Origin of the sequence: Borrelia hispanica CRI (assembly GCF_000500065.1) — a bacterium.
GTDB classification, from domain to species: domain Bacteria; phylum Spirochaetota; class Spirochaetia; order Borreliales; family Borreliaceae; genus Borrelia; species Borrelia hispanica.
Map to the genome: position 1 here is coordinate 63,679 of NZ_AYOU01000164.1, position 19,711 is coordinate 83,389.

The 19,711-nt window shown below is 27.5% G+C and carries 14 protein-coding genes; 11 read left to right on the forward strand and 3 right to left on the reverse strand.

What is annotated here, in order from left to right; all coding sequences use genetic code 11:
- Position 1: 1 nt before the first annotated feature.
- Genes U880_RS0108705 through U880_RS0108715 form a run of 3 tightly spaced genes read left to right on the forward strand, consistent with a single transcriptional unit; the run spans position 2 to position 2,963 of the window.
- Positions 2-1,120: an ATP-binding cassette domain-containing protein gene (locus U880_RS0108705; RefSeq protein ID WP_024655641.1), complete on the forward strand. Its 1,119-nt coding sequence runs from the start codon at positions 2-4 to the stop codon at positions 1,118-1,120.
- A 6-nt stretch (positions 1,121-1,126) separates the two neighbouring features.
- Complete coding sequence (locus U880_RS0108710; protein ID WP_024655642.1) at positions 1,127-2,026, forward strand: ABC transporter permease; 900 nt, start codon at positions 1,127-1,129, stop codon at positions 2,024-2,026.
- A gap of 40 nt (positions 2,027-2,066) precedes the next feature.
- Positions 2,067-2,963, forward strand: coding sequence for a glycine betaine ABC transporter substrate-binding protein (locus U880_RS0108715; RefSeq protein ID WP_024655643.1), 897 nt, complete (start codon positions 2,067-2,069; stop codon positions 2,961-2,963).
- Here the strand turns inward: U880_RS0108715 and yidD are convergent.
- Positions 2,952-3,254: a membrane protein insertion efficiency factor YidD gene (gene yidD / locus U880_RS10980; RefSeq protein WP_084543263.1), complete on the reverse strand. Its 303-nt coding sequence runs from the start codon at positions 3,252-3,254 to the stop codon at positions 2,952-2,954. The two genes, U880_RS0108715 and yidD, sit on opposite strands and share 12 nt — an antisense overlap.
- A 28-nt stretch (positions 3,255-3,282) precedes the next feature.
- Here yidD and U880_RS0108725 point away from each other — a divergent pair, with 28 nt between their 5' ends.
- The 5 genes from U880_RS0108725 (at position 3,283) to U880_RS0108745 (ending at position 11,259) form a co-directional block, all read left to right on the forward strand.
- Complete coding sequence (locus U880_RS0108725) at positions 3,283-4,608, forward strand: TolC family protein (protein WP_024655782.1); 1,326 nt, start codon at positions 3,283-3,285, stop codon at positions 4,606-4,608.
- A gap of 182 nt (positions 4,609-4,790) precedes the next feature.
- A complete protein-coding gene (locus U880_RS0108730; protein ID WP_038359744.1) occupies positions 4,791-5,594 on the forward strand; it encodes an efflux RND transporter periplasmic adaptor subunit in 804 nt (267 codons plus the stop codon).
- A 15-nt stretch (positions 5,595-5,609) separates the two neighbouring features.
- The gene (locus U880_RS0108735) at positions 5,610-8,849 is read left to right on the forward strand and encodes an efflux RND transporter permease subunit (RefSeq protein ID WP_024655645.1); all 3,240 of its coding nucleotides are present in this window, start codon (positions 5,610-5,612) and stop codon (positions 8,847-8,849) included.
- A 12-nt stretch (positions 8,850-8,861) separates the two neighbouring features.
- Complete coding sequence (locus tag U880_RS0108740) at positions 8,862-9,155, forward strand: PG0541 family transporter-associated protein (RefSeq protein ID WP_024655646.1); 294 nt, start codon at positions 8,862-8,864, stop codon at positions 9,153-9,155.
- Between the two features lie 214 nt (positions 9,156-9,369).
- Positions 9,370-11,259 carry an AMP-binding protein gene (locus tag U880_RS0108745; protein WP_024655647.1) on the forward strand — a complete coding sequence of 630 codons (1,890 nt, stop codon included), beginning with the start codon at positions 9,370-9,372 and terminating at the stop codon, positions 11,257-11,259.
- Between the two features lies 1 nt (position 11,260).
- Here U880_RS0108745 and U880_RS0108750 read toward each other — a convergent pair whose 3' ends face one another.
- Positions 11,261-13,138, reverse strand: a complete 1,878-nt coding sequence (locus U880_RS0108750) for a penicillin-binding protein (protein ID WP_038359712.1) — start codon at positions 13,136-13,138, stop codon at positions 11,261-11,263.
- Between the two features lie 142 nt (positions 13,139-13,280).
- Here U880_RS0108750 and hisS point away from each other — a divergent pair, with 142 nt between their 5' ends.
- Entirely contained in the window at positions 13,281-14,651 is a 1,371-nt protein-coding gene (hisS, locus tag U880_RS0108755) for a histidine--tRNA ligase (protein ID WP_024655649.1), read from the forward strand.
- Between the two features lie 39 nt (positions 14,652-14,690).
- On the opposite strand, the gene U880_RS0108760 is transcribed toward hisS, so the two are convergent.
- The gene (locus U880_RS0108760) at positions 14,691-15,836 is read right to left on the reverse strand and encodes a tetratricopeptide repeat protein (protein ID WP_024655650.1); all 1,146 of its coding nucleotides are present in this window, start codon (positions 15,834-15,836) and stop codon (positions 14,691-14,693) included.
- A gap of 185 nt (positions 15,837-16,021) precedes the next feature.
- Between U880_RS0108760 and U880_RS0108765 the strand changes: the two genes are divergently transcribed.
- Together U880_RS0108765 and greA are read left to right on the forward strand one after the other, a co-directional pair.
- Complete coding sequence (locus U880_RS0108765; RefSeq protein WP_024655651.1) at positions 16,022-16,966, forward strand: tetratricopeptide repeat protein; 945 nt, start codon at positions 16,022-16,024, stop codon at positions 16,964-16,966.
- A gap of 35 nt (positions 16,967-17,001) precedes the next feature.
- On the forward strand, positions 17,002-19,704 hold the full coding sequence (greA, locus tag U880_RS0108770; RefSeq protein ID WP_024655652.1) for a transcription elongation factor GreA: 2,703 nt from the start codon (positions 17,002-17,004) through the stop codon (positions 19,702-19,704).
- The last annotated feature ends 7 nt before the right edge of the window (positions 19,705-19,711 follow it).

Below are 19,711 nucleotides of genomic sequence, written 5' to 3' on the forward strand. Positions count from 1 at the left end.
TTTGTATAAAGCTAGTGTTAAAGTCAGGAACCTTTATAAAACGTTTTCTTATAATAAGAATAAAAAACAAATTTTTAAGGCCATCAATAATTATAAGAATGGTAAAGATAGAGCTGATATTTACAAAGAATTTTCTGTTTTTATTGCAAATGCAAACATTAATCTTGATATTTATGAGAATGAAATTTTAGTTATTATGGGTATGTCAGGTTGTGGTAAGTCTACTTTTGTTAGATGTTTAAATGGTATACATAAAATAGATTCTGGTTCTATTTTAGTAGATAATATTGAAATGAATGATATTAATCAAAAGGATCTCTCTGCTTTGAGAAAAGATAAGTTTGCAATGGTTTTTCAAAATTTTGGGCTATTTCCACATATGAATGTTTTAAGAAATGTGACTTATGGCCTTGAAGTTAAAAGTATTCCTAAAAAAGTTAGGATTCAAAGAGCCCTTGATATTTTAAGACTTGTTGGGCTTGAAGATTCTAAGTATAAATATATAAATGAACTTTCAGGTGGAATGAAACAAAGAGTGGGTATAGCAAGAGCTTTAGTTGTTAATCCTGATATACTTTTAATGGATGAAGCTTTTTCAGCTCTTGATCCTTTAATTCGAGGTGAGATGCAGTGTGAGCTTTTAAGATTGGTAGACAAGTTAAAAAAAACAGTTGTATTTATTACTCATGATTTAATTGAGGCTTTTAAATTAGGCAATAGAATTGCTTTTATGAGAGATGGTGAGATTATTCAGGTAGGCAGACCATTAGAAATATTAAGAGAACCTAAGACAGAATTTATAACTAATTTTATTAAAAATCTTCCTGTTTTAAATATTTTAAAAATCAAAGATATTATCAAAGTTGATTTTGATCATTATGGATATAATGATCAATTTAATGTTATCATTAAAAAAGAGAATGATAGTTTTATATTGCATAACATTTCTATTGGTAAAAAATGTAGTCATGTTATTTCTTTAAATTTAAATTTAGATGATGAGATAAAAAGTGTCGTTAAATATTTAAATAAGTTAGATTATTTGATTGTAACAAAAGAACAAGGTGATATTGTTGGATATATTGATTTAGGAGAGATTTCTGCTTTATTGGCAAGATAGTTATTTATGAATAGGGATTTTATAGTTAGTAGTATAGATAAGGCATTTGATTTTTTGGTTGATAATTTTGCAAACTCTAGTGGTATTGGATTTGCTAAGGTTATAGATTCTTTTTATGAAAATTTGAAAAGGTTGTTTATCGTAATTAATCCTGTTCTTTTTATTGTGATAATTTGTGTTTTTAGTTTTTTATTTTTGAAAAAAAGATTGGCACTTTTGATTATGTTGGGCTTTTGTTTTATTTTATATTTTGATCTTTGGGAAGTTTCTATGGATACAATATCACTTATCTTTGTATCTGTATTCTTTTCTGTACTTTGGGGAATTTTAATAGGTATTTTGGGTGGATATTGTGCAAAGTTTTATGTGTTTTTAAAACCATTGCTGGATTTGATGCAGGCAATGCCTCCATTTGTTTATTTGATACCAGCCATATCTTTTTTCGATACGGGTACGTCTTCAGCAATTTTTGCTACAATAATTTTTGCAATGCCCCCAGTTATTAGATATACACGATTAGGAATTATTCAAGTTCCAAGTGAGGTTATTGAAGCTGCAAAATCTTTTGGAAGTAGTAGTGCTCGTATTCTTTTTCAAATTCAATTACCATTGGCTTTGCAGAGTATAATAGAAGGGATTAATCAATCAATAATGATGGCAATATCTATGATAGTGATTGCGGCAATGGTTGGTTCCTCAGGACTTGGTAGAACCGTGATATATTCTGTTGAAAGGTTGCATTTTGCTGAAGGTTTAATATCTGGATTGGCTGTTGTGATAATAGCTATTATTTTAGATAGAATTATGCAAGCTATTTTTATTAAATTTAGTTATTTAAATACTGATAATTATGGGGTTAAGAAAGAAAATAAGTTCAAAAGGTTTTTAGAAATGTATAACAAATAATACTTTGTTTGTATTTGTTGGATAGAGGGGGAATTGATTTATGAAAGGTATTTTGATATCTGTTTTTGTAAGTTTTGTTTTAATTTTTGTGGCTTGTAGTAAAGATGATAGTTCTGATAATGGTGATCTTAAAAGTTTAAAATCGGTTAAAATTGCTTATGTTAATTGGATAGGTGAAACAATTGCTACTAATATTGTAAGAGTTGTTTTTGAGAGAATAGGGTATAATGTAGAAATACTGCCTGTGACAACATCTATAATGTATCAGTATTTGGCATCTGGACGAGTGGATGGTATGGTATCTGCATGGGTTCCTACAGCAGATAAGTTTTATTATGAAAAATTTAAAGATAAATTTGTTGACCTTGGTGCTAATTATGAGGGAACATTACAAGGTTTTGTAGTTCCAAGTTATGTTACGATTTCAAGTATTTCGGAACTTAAAGGTAGGGGTTCTGAATTTAAAAATAAAATGATAGGAATAGATGCAGGAGCAGGTACTCAGCTTTCTGTAGAAGAAACTCTTAATAGTTATGGATTGAGTGAAGAATATGAACTTATCTCTTCGAGTGAAAGTGTAATGCTTGCAAGTTTAGAATCCGCCATTAATAAACAAGAATGGATTTTAGTGCCTTTGTGGCAACCTCATTGGGCATTTGTCAAGTATGATATTAAATTTTTAGATGATCCGTTATTGTCAATGGGAGGTCCTGAAAGTATTCATTCTCTTGTTAAGCTAGGACTTCAAGAAAGTGATCCTGATGCTTATTATTTGTTTGATAATTTTTATTGGGGTGATGATTTGTTATTGCCTTTGATAGAAAAAAATTATAAAGAGCCTGGTCAAGAATATAAAAATGCTGTTGAATTTGTTGATGCTCATAAAGACTACATAAAAAATTGGGTTCCTGATAAATATAAAAATTTATTTGATTAATCTTGTTTTAAATTCTTTTAATGAACTTAATATCGGATTTTTAGTTGGTAGTGATTCGCAACCTCCTTTAAAGAGTGCATTGCATCTAAGTATTCTGAGTGTAATTAGTATGAAAGCAGTTAAAATATTATATTTTTTTAAACAATTAAGTGCATAGTTTGAGCAACTGGGTTGATATATACAGTAAAAACCAACTATTTTAGAAAAAGTTTTTTGGTATATTTTGATCAGTAATATCAAGATTAAATTTACCATTATAAAAATTTTTTTTAATATTCGAATGTATATCATAATATTATGTTATTATATAGGAACCATAATGAATATATTAATTATTAATAAAAATATTTTATTTTATTTTATTAAAAGTATTTATAACAATCATTTAATATTAATTTTTCTTTTATCAGTTCCATCTTATGCAGAAGAAGTTATGAAAATATCTGCCATGGATGCCGTTAATATGGCTTTAAAATATAGCTTAGAATCTAAAAATGCCAAATATCAAGAAAATATAAAGAAATTATATAAAGATAGATCTTGGAATATTTTTATGCCGAATTTGGGATTTTCTTCAAATATTTCAAGACAAAATCCTTTTATGTCAAATGCGAGAGGAGAACATTGGCATTTGGGTTTAGGTGTTTCTGCTGAACTTTCAATATCACCATCTTTTGTTAATAAAATGAGACTTGCTTCTTTTAATTATGATGAAGTTGTTATAGATAGAGAAAGAGTTAATAAAGATATTAAGTTGAATGTTCTTAAAATATATAATGAACTTTTAGCTTTTAAAAGGATTGTAGACGTTTTAAAGGAGCAGCTTGATAAAGGGAGACTTAAATTTGAACACGTAAGTATTGCTTATGATAATGGTCTTATTTCCGAGATAGATTATCTTGATTCTAAACTTAAATATAATAAGCTTCAGCCCAATTTGGATGAACAAATCATTAAGTTTGAGGAGATAAAGTCAAAATTTAGGTTGTTAATAGGATTAGATGTCTTGCAAGATTTTGAAACTGTAGGTGAATTATCAGATGATATATTGGATGTTTCATTTTTTAATGAAATTGTAGATGTTTATGAGGATTTAGAGATAAAAAAATTAAATAACTTTGTCAAAATCATGCAAACTACTCTTGATAGTCTGTGGTTAGATGCCTTTTTGCCGAGCTTGTCATTTTCAATGTCTTATAATCCTGGAAATATTTCTTTTGGTAGTGGTTTTTCTGGTTTGGGGCAACAAGGATTTCATTTTGTTTTTGGATTAACTTATAGCTTAACCGAGATTTTGCCTTTTTCAAAAAGTTTTACAGAAATATGGAAACAAGATTATCAATTGAAAATGTTAGGAGATCAAATTGATAATAAAATGCGTGAATTTAAATCTAAGGTTGTTCAAAAACGTAAAAGCATAAGGCTATATAAGTCTATTTTAGATAATTCGAAAATGACATTGGAGATTTCTAAAAAGAATTATCAGATAGCTTTTGATGCTTTTAATGCAGGTACTATAGATCTTATAAAGTTAAATGATATTGAGCTTTCTTATAAACAGAGTGATTTGCAGTTGATAAAAGATAAACTAAATTATTCTAATTTAGTACTTGAGTATAAAGATTTAATAAATAAATTGGATTAATGGAGGAATATTTATGAATTTTATTTGCAGTATTAGGGGGTTGTATTAAGTATTATTTTTTACTTTTATTTTTATTTTTTATCTTGTCATGTAGTGAAGGAAGCGAAATTCAAGAAGATGTTACTGGCGATAATACTGCTGGTGATGTTATTGATAAACCCTATAGGTTTCCAGTTATTGTTATGAAGGCTCGAAGAGGAGCTATCAGTGATTATATTTCTTTGAATGGTGATGTTGATACTAAAGTTAAGGTCAAAGTATTTCCAGATGTTGCAGGTAAAATAAAGTCTTTTAATATCAAACTTGGGAGTTATGTAGAGAGGGGACAAGTTATTGCAATGCTTGATCCTTCAAAGCCAGGTTCTTTTTATTTGCAGAGTCCTGTAAGATCTCCAATTTCCGGATATGTTTTGTTTGTTAATTGTAAAATTGGAGAAACAGTTACTCCTCAAACAAGTGTTGCATTAATAGGAAAAATGGATGTTATGCAAATTAAAACTTATGTTTCTGAAAAATATATCTTAGATATTAAGGTTGGTAATAATGCGCTTATTGAGTTTGGATCTTATTCTGATGAAAAGTTTAGGGCAAAGATTTCAGAAATATCTCCTATTTTAGATTTTAAGAGTCGTTCTGCTGAAGTATATCTTGAGCCTTTAGGAAGTACTGCAAAGAAAATGGTTGTGGGTATGTTTGTTAAGCTTAAAATTGTTACTAAGAATTCAAAAAATGTGATTAAAATACCAAAACATGCTTTTGTTGAAAGAGAGGGTAAACTTTGTGTTTTTAGGGTGAATACCGATGCAGCAACAGTGGAGAGAGTGTTTCCTTTAGTAGATTTTGAAGTGGATAATATTGTTTCTATTAAGGATGGTATTAATGAGGATGATTTGATTGTGACTGAAGGTGTTTCTTTGCTATCAGATGGAGTTTTTGTAGATATCGTAGATACTCAAGATGGACTTGATGTTGAAGACAATATTTGATTTTTGAGGTTAATTATGTTAGTAAAAAAAGTTGTTAATAAACCAATAACGATGCTAATATTGTTTTCTTTATTGATTATTCTTAGTATTTATACTTTTTCAAGACTAAATATTAATTTGTTACCCAATGTTGAAGATGCCAATCTTTATGTTTCTACTCTTTATGCAGGAAGTTCTGCAAAGGAAGTTGAAGAAAAGGTTACACGCATTTTAGAAAGCAATTTGTCTTTAGTAAAGAATATCAAGACAATAACTAGTAGTTCTTCTAAAGGGCATAGTAGAATTACGCTTAAGTTTTATCATGGCACCAATTTGGATTTGGCTTTAAATGAGGTAAAAGACACACTTGAGTTTTCAAAAGGTCTGTTGCCAAAAGACGCAGGTTTGCCTAGGATTTCTAGAGATCGTTTAGATGGTATTCCAGTAATATCGTTTTTCATGTATTCAGATAGATCTGTTGTAGAACTTACGAGGTATGCAAAGGAGCTTTTAAAGCCTAGATTGGAAAGACTTGCTGGGGTTGGACTTGTAAATGTTGCTGGAGGAGGTGACAAACATATTGTAGTTGAAGTGTCTCAAAATAGGTTGGAGGCATATGGACTTACTTTATCGGATATTGTGCCATTTATTTCTTCGCAAAATGTTGAATTTTCTGTTGGTGAGATCTTGGACAATGATTTACAATATCAAGTACAAATATCTGGGAATTTTAATTCAATTAAAGATTTGGAAGATGTTGTTATTGCTTATAAATCTTATTCTTTGCAAGATGATTCTTTTGTGCAAGTTAAGTTGAGAGATGTTGCAAGTATTAAGACTATTTTTAAAGAAAAAAAGTATGTACATTATAATGATAAACCTTCTGTTAGTATATCTATACAAAAACGAAATGATGCAAATTTCGTTAATGTTTCAAATGCAGTAAATGCAGAATTTGAAAAAATTAAACTTATACTTCCAAAAGATATTTCTCTAGATGTTTTTGAAGATAATGCTGAACATATTAGGAATGCTCTTTCTTCTGTTTCTCATTCAGCTTATTCAGGAGCAGTTCTTGCATTATGTATTATTTTCTTTTTTTTAAGAAGCTTTAGAGCAACTGTTATTATTGGCATTACAATACCATTAGCTATTATTATTACTTTTTGTTTAATGTATTTTGCAAATATTTCATTAAATATCATGAGTTTATCAGGGCTTGCTTTAAGTGTTGGTATGGTTGTGGATTGTTCTATTGTTGTTATAGAGAATATATATAGATATAGGCAAAAGGGTGCAAAGCTTATCTCTTCTGCTATTCTTGGAACACAAGAAATGATGATTCCAATTATGGCTGCAACTTTAACGTCGATTTGTGTATTTGCACCTATGCTTATTTTTAAAGCAGAGTTGGGTATGATTGGTGATTTTCTTAGGGATTTTGCTTTTACTATTGTTATATCTTTAACGGTTTCTTTGTTTGTCGCAGTTTTTTTAGTTCCTGTTCTGTCAAGTTACTATATTAAACTTTATACTAGTTTTCAAAAACCCATTAGAAACACATTATTTAAAAAGGTTGATGGTTTATTACATAATGTTTATGCTTTTGGAGAGAGATTTTATGTTATTTTATTGAATTATGTTTTGAATCATAAGTTGGTTTTTTTGTTTATTGTTATATGTAGTTTTATTGTAAGTTTAGTTTTGTTTCCTTTTTTAAATGTATCTTTTATGCCTAATGAGCGTCCTTCTGTGATTAATTTTTCTTTTGGTTTTCCAGATAGAACAAGCTTGGATATTTCAAAATCATATTCAGATAAGGTTTTGGAAATTTTAAAAACTGAAATTAAGGCTTATAAAAGTATTGTTTCTGATATAGATTCAGGAGGTTTTTATTTTAGAGTTTTATTGTCTTTAACAGAAGAAATTGATGATTGGAGAGAGATTCAGTATAGAGTTGATAATCGTGTTAAGAGTCTTTATCCTATTTTAAATTCTTATGCTTTATCAGATAGAAATTCTCTTGGCGGTCCTCCTATTGAAATTAAAATTACATCTTTGAATTTTGAATATGCAAAGGAATATGGAGAATCGTTGATTAATCTTTTAAAGAAAAGATTTCCAAGTCTTATAAATCCTAGACTTAATATACAAGAAGAGCCGCAAATTGATATAGATATAGATAGGGAGAAAGCTTATTCTTATGGGATTAATATAGAAACTATTTCAAGAGAAATTGGGGCCAATATTGATGGAATTTCGGCAGGGAAATATGTTGAAAATGGAGTGAGTTATGATATTTTGCTTAAGCTTAATAGAAGTAATATTGTTGGTCTTAAAGATTTGGATAATATATTTGTTATAAATAAATTTGGTGTAAAAGTTCCTCTATCTTTAATATCTAATTTGAGAAAGACAAAAGGAGTTAGTAGTCTGTTGCGAGAAGATCAATCTTTGGTAATTACATTAACAGCAGGTATTGCTCCAAATGAAAGTTTAGCTTCTGTTACGGAAGATGTAGTAGATTTTGTAACTAATAAAGTTCCACAAAGGGATGGTATATTGGTTAAAATTGAAGGAGAATACGACTCATTTATAAATAGTATGCAGCAATTTAAAATAATAATTTTAATGGCTGTCTTGCTTGTATTTGGAGTAATGGCGGCACAATTTGAGTCTTTGCTAAAGCCTTTTATTATTCTATTTACAATTCCATTGACTTTAATAGGTGTTATACTGATTTATTTTATATCAGGAGAAAAAATTTCTGTTTTGAGTGCTATTGGTATGCTTATGCTTGTTGGTGTTGTCGTTAATACTGGTATTGTATTGGTTGATTATATTAATTTATTGATTAAAAGAGGATTTAATCTTAGAGAAGCAATAGTTGAAGCGGGTCGTTCTAGATTTAGACCAATTTTGATGTCTTCTTTAACTTCAATAATAGGACTTTTTCCAATAGCATTTTCAAATTCGAATGATAGTGATCTTATCAAGCCAATTGCTTTTACCTTTATTGGTGGAATGATTGCTAGTACATTTTTGGCTTTGCTTTTTATTCCTATGCTTTTTGAAGCTTTTTCTAAGCTTTCTATAAAGAATTTTATTTTGATAAAATTCTTGTTTTTTGTCTTTAAAATAGATCGTAAAAAAGAGAAATGTGACTTATTAAATAAAAAAGAAAATAATGATGCTATTTCTAAAATTGGTACTGATAGAAATGTTAAATTTAAAGGCAATTTTGATGATTTTTTTATTAACGAAGATGAGAGTTGATATGGAGGATATGTGTATAGGGTTGAAATAATTTCTAACTTTTCTTTAGAATTTGATTTTCATGAATGTATAACTAGTATAGAAGAGGAATTAGGAGAGATTATATATTATTCTAAAGTATATAATGTTAAAGGGAAAGGAAGAAAAGGTGAAAGGCAGGGTAATGAAGTATGGCCTGAAGAGAATTTTATTTTTATAGTTTATACAGATAAGTTAATTATTGTAGAGAAATTAAAGAATATTACTGAGATTTTGGGTAAAAAATATCCTACTGAGGGAATTAAATTTTTTGTTCTTGGCAATTAGGATTTTATTAATTTTTACTTTATACAATTTTATTTTATAAATATTTGTTAGTAATTTGAGAACTTGGTAAATATTATAAATTATTGCATTAAATAAAATTAAGATGCCTTTTATTAATTAGTATATTCTCAGATAAGATTAAATTATGATTTTGTTATTTAAAATGTTATAATTGTTAGTAATGTTCTTTATGATGAGTTTGTAGTAGGATCATATGTCAATAGTAAAGACTTTTTTTGAGATTGCTAGTAAGCATGGTTGTGGAATTGCACAAATATATAAAAATAATAAAGATTATTTTAAAGTTACTTATTCTGATTTGAAAGATAATGTTTTAAAATTTGCTTCATTTTTAAAGAAAATTAATTTAGGATATCAAGATAAGGTATTTATTTGTTCTGAGAATAGAGTTGAATGGAGTGTTATAGATTTTGCAATTTTATCTTTAGGTGCTGTGGATGTTCCTAAGGGCATTGATATTACTCTTTTTGAGGCTGAAATAATTATTAATAATGTTGTTCCGAATATAATCATAGTTGAAAATGTAGATCTTCTTGATTTAATTATTAAGCTTAAGTTTAAATTAAAACCTACTTTGATTGTTATTGATGATTTGGATGCAAAAGATAAATTACGTTTTAGTGAGTTTGAAATTTATACTTATAAAGAGTGTATTTTAATTGGAGAAAATGTGAGACAGGATGAAGAGATTTTTAAAACTGTCAATGATATTAGTCTTAATGATATGGCAACAATAATATATACTTCTGGTACTACAGGAAATCCTAAAGGGGTAATGCTCTCTCATGCTAATTTTCTTTATCAGGTGTCTAGTTTTAGTAGGATGATTAGTGTTACTGAGGGACAAATATTTATGTGTATTTTGCCGATTTGGCATTCATTTCAAAGGTCATTCTCTTATAATATTTTTCTTAAAGGTATGACTTGTTTGTTTTCAAATATTGTTCCAAGAAATATGCTTGATGATATTAAAAATATTAATCCTCATTATATTGCTGCTGTTCCTAGACTTTGGATTGCAATAAGACAAAATATTGTTAAAGAGATTTCAAAAAAAACCTTTTTTGTAAGATTATTGTTTAGGATTTTTGTTAAATTTGCATGTATTAATGATATTTGTCGTAGAATAATTTTAGGTTTATATCCTGATAATGGACTGGATTTATTAATACCTTTCAAAAAAATTTTAAGTATTTTGGGAGTAATAATTTTATTTCCTGTGAATGTTTTGGGAAATTTGATTGTTTTTAAGAAAATAAAAAAAATTTTAGGAAATAATTTTGTTGTTGGTATTTCTGGTGGGGGTAGTATACCTTTGTATGTTGTGAGGTTTTTTAATGCAATTGGTATTAATCTTGCTAATGCTTATGGCTTAACAGAAGCATCTCCAGGTGTTGCATCTAATGAGTATGGGAAGATAATTATTGGTACTAGTGGTAAAATATTACCCGGAACTATTGCTGAGATTAGAGATGAGAATGGGATTAAGCTTAAAAAACCCGGGAAAGGAATTTTGTTTATTAAAGGTCCTCAAGTTATGATTGGATATTATCAAGATATAGAAGCTACAAGGCAAGTTATTGGTGATGATGGATTTTTAGATACGGGTGATATTGTGAAATTGTCAAAAGATAATGTTGTGAAGATTATAGGGAGGGAGAAAGATACTATTGTTTTAAACAATGGAGAAAATATTGAGCCTGCTCCAATTGAAATTAAGCTTGAAGAATCTTTACTTATTGAAAAGGCTGTTGTTGTTGGGCAAGATCAAAAATTTTTAGGTGCATTAATTCTTCCTAATTTTGAGGAGGTAAATAAATATTTAGAGAGCATAGGACACAAAATTCTTGATACTAATAAACAACAAATTATTGCAAATAATATTGTTCTTAAAGTTATTGGTGATGAGATAAAAAAACTTATTAATAGGGCCAATGGATTTAAACCTTTTGAGCAGGTACTAAAATTTGTGCTTTTAGAAAAGCCATTTGAAGTAGGGAAAGAGATGTCTATTAAAATGGATATTAAGCGTAATTATATTTCGAATTTTTATCGAAATGAGATAAAAAATTTATTCTCTTGATTTATTGTAATATTATTTCAAGTTCTTTGATGTCTTTTAATTTTGTGTTAGGTGAATGAGACTGTTTATATACAAAGCCATTTCCTTTAATATGTATTTTTATATTTATATAGTCTTTTAAAATTTTCATTAAGTCTCTTTTAGAGAGTCCCTTTAGGTTTGGCAAAGTTTCTTTTATGTTATGTTTGATTATAGGTTTTGGTATACTGATTTTTGAAGAAATTTTAATTTTATTGTATTCTTCTTTATTGTTTTTCTGTTCAATTAAATTTATTATTTCTCTAGCCATTGGTGCAGCGATTCTTGTTCCATATATGATTTTTTTAGGGTATCTATATACGACATAAATAATATATTTTGGATCCTCTGTAGGATATATTACGAGTATTGAAGATGTATAATCTTCATCTGAATATTTACCTGTATTTTGATCTATTACTTGAGAAGTTCCGCTTTTGGCTGAGATGCTTAGGTTTTTTGTCTTAAGTTTTGGTATGCCTCCTTTGTTTACGACTTCTCTCATCAATTTTAAAACTTCTTTTGCTGTGTGTTCAGATATTACTTTTTTAATTTCTTCTTTAGAAAATTCTTGAATTGTATCTTGCATTTCATTGCTTATTTTTTTTATGATTTTTGGTTTTAACATGATTCCTTTGTTACTCAATACACTAGCAGCTTGTAATATTTGAATGGCAGAAACCCCTATTTCTTGCCCAAACCCAATTGTGGCTTTGCTTCGTCCTGACCATTTTGAATGATGATTTAAGATGCCTTTTGTTTCTCCGGGGAAAGGGAATCCAACTCTTTCACCAAAACCAAAATCTATTAGTTTGTTATAGAAATATTCATTATTGATTTTGTCTGTGATATGAGCTATTCCTACATTAGATGAATAAAGTAAAATTCCACTAAGGTCAATATAATCGTAAGGAGGATTTAATGTTTTAATTATAATTATTTCTCCTGATTTGAATTTTTTTTGATATATACCGTTATCTAAGAATTTTTCGTTTGGTTTTAATAGTCCACTGTCTAATAGAATAGCTACTGTAAATATTTTATTAATACTTCCAGGTTCATAGGTTAGTGATGTTGAAAAGTTGTTCCATATCTCTTTAGAATATTGTGAATAATAATTGGCATCATATTGTGGAAATTGAAGCATTGATAAAATTTCTCCATTCTTAGCATCCATTACTATTGTAATCATATTTTCAGGTTTATTTTCTTTGAAATATTTTTTGGCTATTTGATTTATATTTTTTTGAAGATCTATGTCTATTGTTAGGTAAATATTGTTTGTGCTTGGTTTTTCATTGATAGATTGTTGTTTTGTAAAATCTTCGTTTAATATGGAGTTTAGAGAAAATTCAATACCTGTAAGTCCAATATTATCAATACCTACAAATCCTGTAATATTGCTTGTCAATTCTTTAAATGGATAAATTCTTTTATAATCTGGATACAGTATGATATCTTTTAGTCTTCCTTCTGATTGAATTCTTTTGATTAGTTCTGATTCTTCTTTTGTTATTTGTCGTTTTATATACAGAAATCCTTTTTTGGATGACAGTTTTTGTTTTATTGTTTGAGGATCAATTTTTAATATTGCACCAAGAGTTTCTGATGTGTTTACAATATTTTTTATTTTTCTTGGATCTGTTCCTACTGAATATGATTTTGAAGAGAAAGCTATTATTTTACCATTTCTATCATAGATGTTACCCCTTCTTGATATATGATTTATTTTTTGAGGGAAATGTTGCATATCTTTTGAAAACATTAGTATGAAATATTGATAGATTGTTAACAGTGTTATTATGAGAAAAATTATCAATATGATGTTTAATCTTAAGCTACTAGCAAAATTTTTATTCATCAATTATTTAGATGCTCCTTATTTTTGAATAAATATTATAATACTTAAGAATTTTATTATTAATTTTGATTAATTTTTTCTCATATTTGTAATATTATATTATGAAAAGATTAAATTTGAAATTAGTAGAGGTTAAAATATAGTGGATGTTAGAACTTTAAAAGGTTTTAGAGATTATTTACCAAAAGAAGCATTAATTCGTACTCATATTATAAAACAAATATATAGTGTTCTGGTTTCTTATAATTTTGATTTAATAGATACTCCTATTCTTGAGTATTCTGAATTTCTTTTAAAAAAGGGTGGGAATGAAGTAGAAAAGCAAATTTATAGATTTAAGGATAATGGAGATAGGGATGTTTCCATGCGTTTTGACTTGACCGTTCCTTTTGCAAGATTTATGGCTACTAATAAATCTAAGATTAAATTTCCTTTCAGAAGGTCTCAAATAGGTAAGGTATTTAGAGGTGAGAATACTCAAAAGGGCAGGTATAGGGAGTTCATGCAATTTGATTTTGATATATTAGGTGAGGATACTTTTCGTAGTGATGCTGAGATTTTATCTATTGTTTATTGTGGACTTGAAGAAATTTTTTTAAATTTTATAGAAGGTATTAATATAAAATTTGTTATTCACTTTTCTCATATTGGAATATTAAATTCTTATATTGAAAAATTGGGATTAAAGGATAAATCCATTTTTATTTTAAGGAATATAGACAAATTAGACAAAATAGGAATTGAGGCTGTACGAGAAAATTTGCTTTTAGAGTTAAGTGAAGAGCATGTTGATTTCGTATTAGAATTTGTAAATTTAGATGGAACTTTTAGTAATAAAGTAAAGGCTTTAAGAAGTATTTTAGGAGATAATGATGCTATTAAGAGAATCGAAGATATTTTTGTACATCTAAATGCATTGGGAATTCAAGATGCTTTTAATTTTAATTTAAAGATAGTGCGTGGACTTGATTATTATACCGGACTTGTATTTGAGGCTGAAATGTTAGGTGTTAATATGGGAAGTATTTGTAGTGGTGGGAGATATGATAATTTATTGTCTTTATTTGCTGGTTCTCTGCAAAAAGTTTCAGGGGTTGGAGGATCTTTTGGTATTGATAGGATTCAAGATATAATTGAAATTGATAAATTTAATTACATTAAGTTGTTTGTGGTGAAAGCCAGTTCTAGAGTATTAATTGTTAATATAGACGATACTTTGCAAGATTATTATTATAAACTTGCAGATAAATTTAGAAGACATGATTATTCTAAGATAAATAATATTGCTTGCGAGGTATATCCTAAGAGTAAAGATGGTAAAAATATTAAGATTCAAATAGAGTATGCTCTTGCTAAGGCTATAAGATTTTTAATTTTTGTGGGTCAGGAAGAATATCAAGAAGGTAAGTTAAAGGTTAGAGATTTAACAAAAAAGGAAGAATTGTTATTGTCTTTTGATGAGGCTATTAAGTTTATTAAGGGTAATGATAAGTTTTTATGCACACCTTTTTAATTAAAGGTGGTTAAATTTTATAACTTTTTTAAATCAGATTTAGCTTTTTTCTTTTTTTATTTTGCGAATTGTGATTGCATTTAAGAGCAATGTGTTTGTCTTGTATTCATATTTGATTTGTCCTAATATTTCAACACAGTCTTTGAAATTAATTTCAATGTCAAAATTTGTTTTTGTTGTTATTATTCCCTCAAGTACATCTTTATTGTATCCTACATAAAAATCAAAGTAGGTTATGTTATTTTGTTTTTCAATATTATTGATAATTCCTTCCCATTTAACATATACATCTGCATAAATTAGTGGATTTTTTTTAATTTCTTTTAAAATTAAAAAATCGTCAAATGTGATAAAATCTGGACTTGATATAAAACTTGCAAGATTTTTGGCTTTAAGTTTTATTGATTCTGATGCATTTGAGTTTAATATTTTATTTATTTCGATCCTTGCAAAATTGTCTTTACCGTTTTTTAAATGGCTTTTTATTTTTTGAAATGAATTTTTAATTTCAGTTTCAGTTAGTATGAATACAAATTGTCCTTCATAATTTTTTATTTTTTCTTTGTCATTTATTTTTATGTCATCAATATATGTTGCTACATTATTAATAGTTTTTTTTGTGTTTGTTTGAGAATTATTTATTATTAATTTAATATTTTCTTTGAAATTTGTAAATGAAAATATTGCTATTAGCAAAAATGAAATACCAACTATTGGTAGTGCTATTTTTATTAATTTATAAAAATTCTCTCCTTTTTCTACTGTAATTTTTGGAAATAATTTATCATATATTTTGTTTTTGGTAAGAAATAATGTTCCTTGAATAGGATGTTTTCTGATAATTTCTAATGATAATTCTGAACGTTTTATTTCTTGATTGTCTTCTATCATTTTAAGCCATATTTGTATAGCTTTGTCTTCTTTACCTTGAGCTGCTAATAGTATTGCTATTGATTGTTTGACGTCTGGTTCTGTTGGATTTAAAGTATAAGCTTTTTTTAGATATATTTGAGCATTTCCTAAATTTCCCATTCTAAGATAAGACATTCCTAAAATATAATGATAAATATAGTAATCTTTATAGAAAAAGATTTCCTTTTCTATAAGTTTTATTACATCTGCGTATTTATGAGAGTTATAATAATTAATAGACTTGTTAATAAGTTTTTTAGGTGCTGTTTCCATAAAGTTGCACTTACCCTCATGATATTATTTTTAGTATTTTTATATATAAATATTATCTTAAAAAAATGATAAATAAAATAATATTGTTGTTTTGTTTTAAATGGTGTTAGTTTGACTAAAAATTTATTAATGTTATAATTATGTAAGTCGTTTGGGATTTATACATATTGTAAAGTGGTAGGAATGTGTCATCAGAAAAAATCGCGGAATTAATCAAAGATATTTATTTAAGTTTCAAAAAAGGTGATTTTAAAACAGCTTTGATGAAATCAGAAGAAGCGCATTCTCTTGATTTTGACAATGTTGAAATTTTGACGGCTTTAAAGAGTTCTGTATATTGGAATGGTCAAATTGAAAGTCTTGATAGAATAGATAAAGATTATGAGAAGGCCGAATTTTTAACAAGGGAATGGAATAATTTTGCTAGAAGATATTTAAAAAAAATGAGTTTTGATTTTATTCAAGGGCGTAACTCAATTAAGTATTTTATATTTCAGTTGTGTTTGGATATATATAAAAATATATATAGGTTACAACCAGAAAATCTAGACATTTTAATAAAGATTGCTAAGTCTTATAAAGGAATGGGTAATTATGAGAGAGCTATAGCTGTTTTTTTACAAATATTGGGAGATGCAAAGGATAATGCAGATGTGGTTGCTGAGCTTGCTGATTCTTATGCTCTTATTGATGAGATTAAAGAGGCCAAGGTATTGTTTAGAGAGGCTTTTTTTATTAATCCTCAAAAGATCGATGTAGATGCACTTGAATCTGAAATGATACTTAAGCTAATAGAAGCTATTAAGAGTGATAGAAATATTTCTGATACTCTTATTAAAGAATGGATACCTGTTTATGGTGCACTTAATGGTGTTTTTAATATAAAAAGAGAATTGAGGCCTATTGAGCTTGGTCATTTAAAGCAATCTGTTTATAGTTTGCGTAATGAACTTAAAGAAAAGTCTTATAGATCAATAAATGAGAGCATATTGCTTCCAAGGCTTATTAATAAATATTTTTGGCTTATTGATCATTATGTAAGGATAAAAGAAGATCGTGTTAGGATCGATGAAATTTTGTCGTATATTAAAGAAATAGATATAGGAATATATCAGCAATATGTCAATTAGATTGGTTTTAATAAAATTGATATTAGGAGAGTTGAATGTCTAATATTACTATAGAAAGATTAGATAATATCTTGCAAGAGGATAAATGGACAAGAATAGTTGTTAACAATTATTCTCTTGCTAAGATAAAGGAATTGGATGAGTTAATAGATAATATAATTTCTGAAAATTTAACAGAAGAAGCTTTGGATATTTGTGGCAAGCATTTAAAAGATATCAAGAAGAGTATTGCTGGTCTTTATATTTCAGGAATGCTTATATATAGTAGAAGGCCACTTAATGATATGAGTTTGCTTACAGTTGTAGATTTGTTTTCTCAGAACTTAAAGTGGTCTCTTGTTGAGCATATATGTCACAAAATGCTTTTAACTTCTGAGAATAAGCATGCACTCTATACACTTGCAAAGATATATGCACAAAATAATGAAAATGATAAGTTGCCAAATATTTGGATGCGTATTGTTGAAGCTGATGTTGATGATACTGTTTTTGTAAGACAACTTGCTACTCATTATGAGAATGTTGATTTGCAAAAATCGATATATTTTTTTAGAAAGGCTATTTATCGTTTTATAGATAAAAAACAAATGTCAGGTATTAGAGAAATATGGTCTAAGTTAATAAGATATGTCTCTGATGATTTTGATTCCTTTTTGTTAATCCTTCAGAAAGTTGAAAAAGAACTTGGTTTTAAAAAGGTAGTGGTTCTTTACGAAGATTTATATGAACATTATTCTGTAAGTGGCAATATCGATGAGACAATAGAAATTTTAAAAGGAATTTTGAAACTTGATAATAAAAATCAGAAAGCAAGAGAAAATTTAGTGATTTTTTTAAGGGAAAAGTATAAGGATGTTAATAATATAGAAGAGTATCTTGAAAAGTCTGATATTGAGAATTTAGACAAAAACTTTGTTGATGTTTATTCTGATTTTGAGAAATATTTGTTTTTTGCTAAGGGCAATTTCGTTTATCATCAGACTTGGTTTGTAGGAATAGTTAAAGATGTAAATGATCAGGGTATTTTAGTTGATTTTGTATCTAAACGTGGACATTTTATTAGTTTTGATATGGCTATATCTGCTTTATCTCCTCTTGAGAGGGAAGATATTAGAGTTTTAAAGGCTATTAAACCTAAAGAAGAGCTTGTTGAGCATCTAAAGAGAGATATTGAATGGGCGTTAAAAGTGATTATTAAAAGTTATAAATCTATTGATCTTAAAGGGATTAAAAGAGAACTTGTCCCAAGTTTAATGACGCAGAGTGCCTGGAATTTGTGGAGTGTTAAAGCCAAACAAATTTTAAAAGATAATCCTCATTTTGTTATGGCATCTGGGAAAGCTGACTGTTATATATACAATGAGCGAGCTTCTAATTTCAATGAAAAAATTTATGATAAATTTAAGGTAGAAAAAGATTTTTATAAAAGATATGAAATTTTTATGCATTATTATACTGCTGGTGGTGTTGTAAAAGATTCACATATTGAAGAAGAAATGCTGAATTATTTTTTGATTTATGTTAATAATTTTGCAAAAGTTGATCATTATGTTATAAGTTCTTATGTGATACTTAAATCTTTAAAAAATTTTGATGATAAGATTGCTTTAAAAATTAATATTGAAAGAGATATTAATTTAGAAGTTCTCTTAAAGGAATATTCTAAGAGTATAGTTGATCTTTTTGAGGCTATTTTGAATGCAGATATTAAAAAGGAATTGATATCTTTGATTAAAGAAGAATTGGTTGATTGGGTTGCTTATTATAAGCAGCTTTTTCCTTGTTATGTGAATAAAAAATTGATTGATTCTCTTTATAAAGAAGATATAAAAGAAATAGAACATCTTTTTAATTATGTTACAAAGAATTATAAGATGTATAAAGATGCTTATATTTGGATTTTAAAACATTATACTTCTTATTCTCTTAATTTGGATTATTCTGATGCAGAGTTATTGGTAAATTTGATTAAGATTTTAACAGATAGTGTTATTAAAATTAATAATAAAAATAATTCTGTTGCTAATAAGCGAATTTATAAGATGGTAAGTAATCTTTTAATTAAAGATAAATATCTTAGTATTGTTTTAAGTAAGGTTATGGATGAGGAACTTGCTAAGAGGATATATATGACTTGTTTTTACATAAGAGATTTTCCGCCAAAAGATCTAATACATATTAAAACTGCAATAAGAACTGTATTTGGTAATATTGAATTTGAAGACGAGAAGATGCAAGTTTCAGGAGATAAGGTTGAGATAGGGTTTTTAACCATTTTAAGTTCTCTTAGCAAAAAGCAAAAAGAATTGCAATATTTAAAAGATGTAGAAATACCAGAAAATTCGAAAGAAATTGGTAAGGCACGTGAACTTGGTGATTTAAAAGAAAATGCAGAATATCATTCTGCAAAAGAGAGACAACAGTTTTTAACAAAGAGATTAAATACTCTTATGTCTGAGATAGATGTTGCTAAGGTTATTGATATTAAAGAACTTCAAAGTTCTGTTGTTGGATTTGGAACAAAAGTTACTATGATTAATAAAGATACAGAACGAGAGGAGTCTTATTTAATATTTGGTCCTTGGGAATCAAATCCTGATGAAGGTATTATATCTTATAAATCACCTTTTGGGGAAAATTTGTTAGATTCTAAAGAAGGTGATAATCTTGATTTTGTTATAAATAATACTCATTTTCAATATTATGTTAAGAAAATAGAGCCTGCCAAAATTAATTGAGAGAGAT

Excerpts from the sequence above, each read along its gene's own strand:
- U880_RS0108760 (WP_024655650.1), bottom strand. The coding sequence starts at position 15,836 with ATGGAAACAGCACCTAAAAAACTTATTAACAAGTCTATTAATTATTAT.
- U880_RS0108725 (WP_024655782.1), top strand. The coding sequence starts at position 3,283 with ATGAATATATTAATTATTAATAAAAATATTTTATTTTATTTTATTAAA.
- U880_RS0108745 (WP_024655647.1), top strand. The coding sequence starts at position 9,370 with ATGTCAATAGTAAAGACTTTTTTTGAGATTGCTAGTAAGCATGGTTGT.
- U880_RS0108750 (WP_038359712.1), bottom strand. The coding sequence starts at position 13,138 with ATGAATAAAAATTTTGCTAGTAGCTTAAGATTAAACATCATATTGATA.
- U880_RS0108735 (WP_024655645.1), top strand. The coding sequence starts at position 5,610 with ATGTTAGTAAAAAAAGTTGTTAATAAACCAATAACGATGCTAATATTG.
- U880_RS0108710 (WP_024655642.1), top strand. The coding sequence starts at position 1,127 with ATGAATAGGGATTTTATAGTTAGTAGTATAGATAAGGCATTTGATTTT.
- yidD (WP_084543263.1), bottom strand. The coding sequence starts at position 3,254 with ATGATATACATTCGAATATTAAAAAAAATTTTTATAATGGTAAATTTA.
- U880_RS0108715 (WP_024655643.1), top strand. The coding sequence starts at position 2,067 with ATGAAAGGTATTTTGATATCTGTTTTTGTAAGTTTTGTTTTAATTTTT.
- greA (WP_024655652.1), top strand. The coding sequence starts at position 17,002 with ATGTCTAATATTACTATAGAAAGATTAGATAATATCTTGCAAGAGGAT.
- U880_RS0108730 (WP_038359744.1), top strand. The coding sequence starts at position 4,791 with ATGAAGGCTCGAAGAGGAGCTATCAGTGATTATATTTCTTTGAATGGT.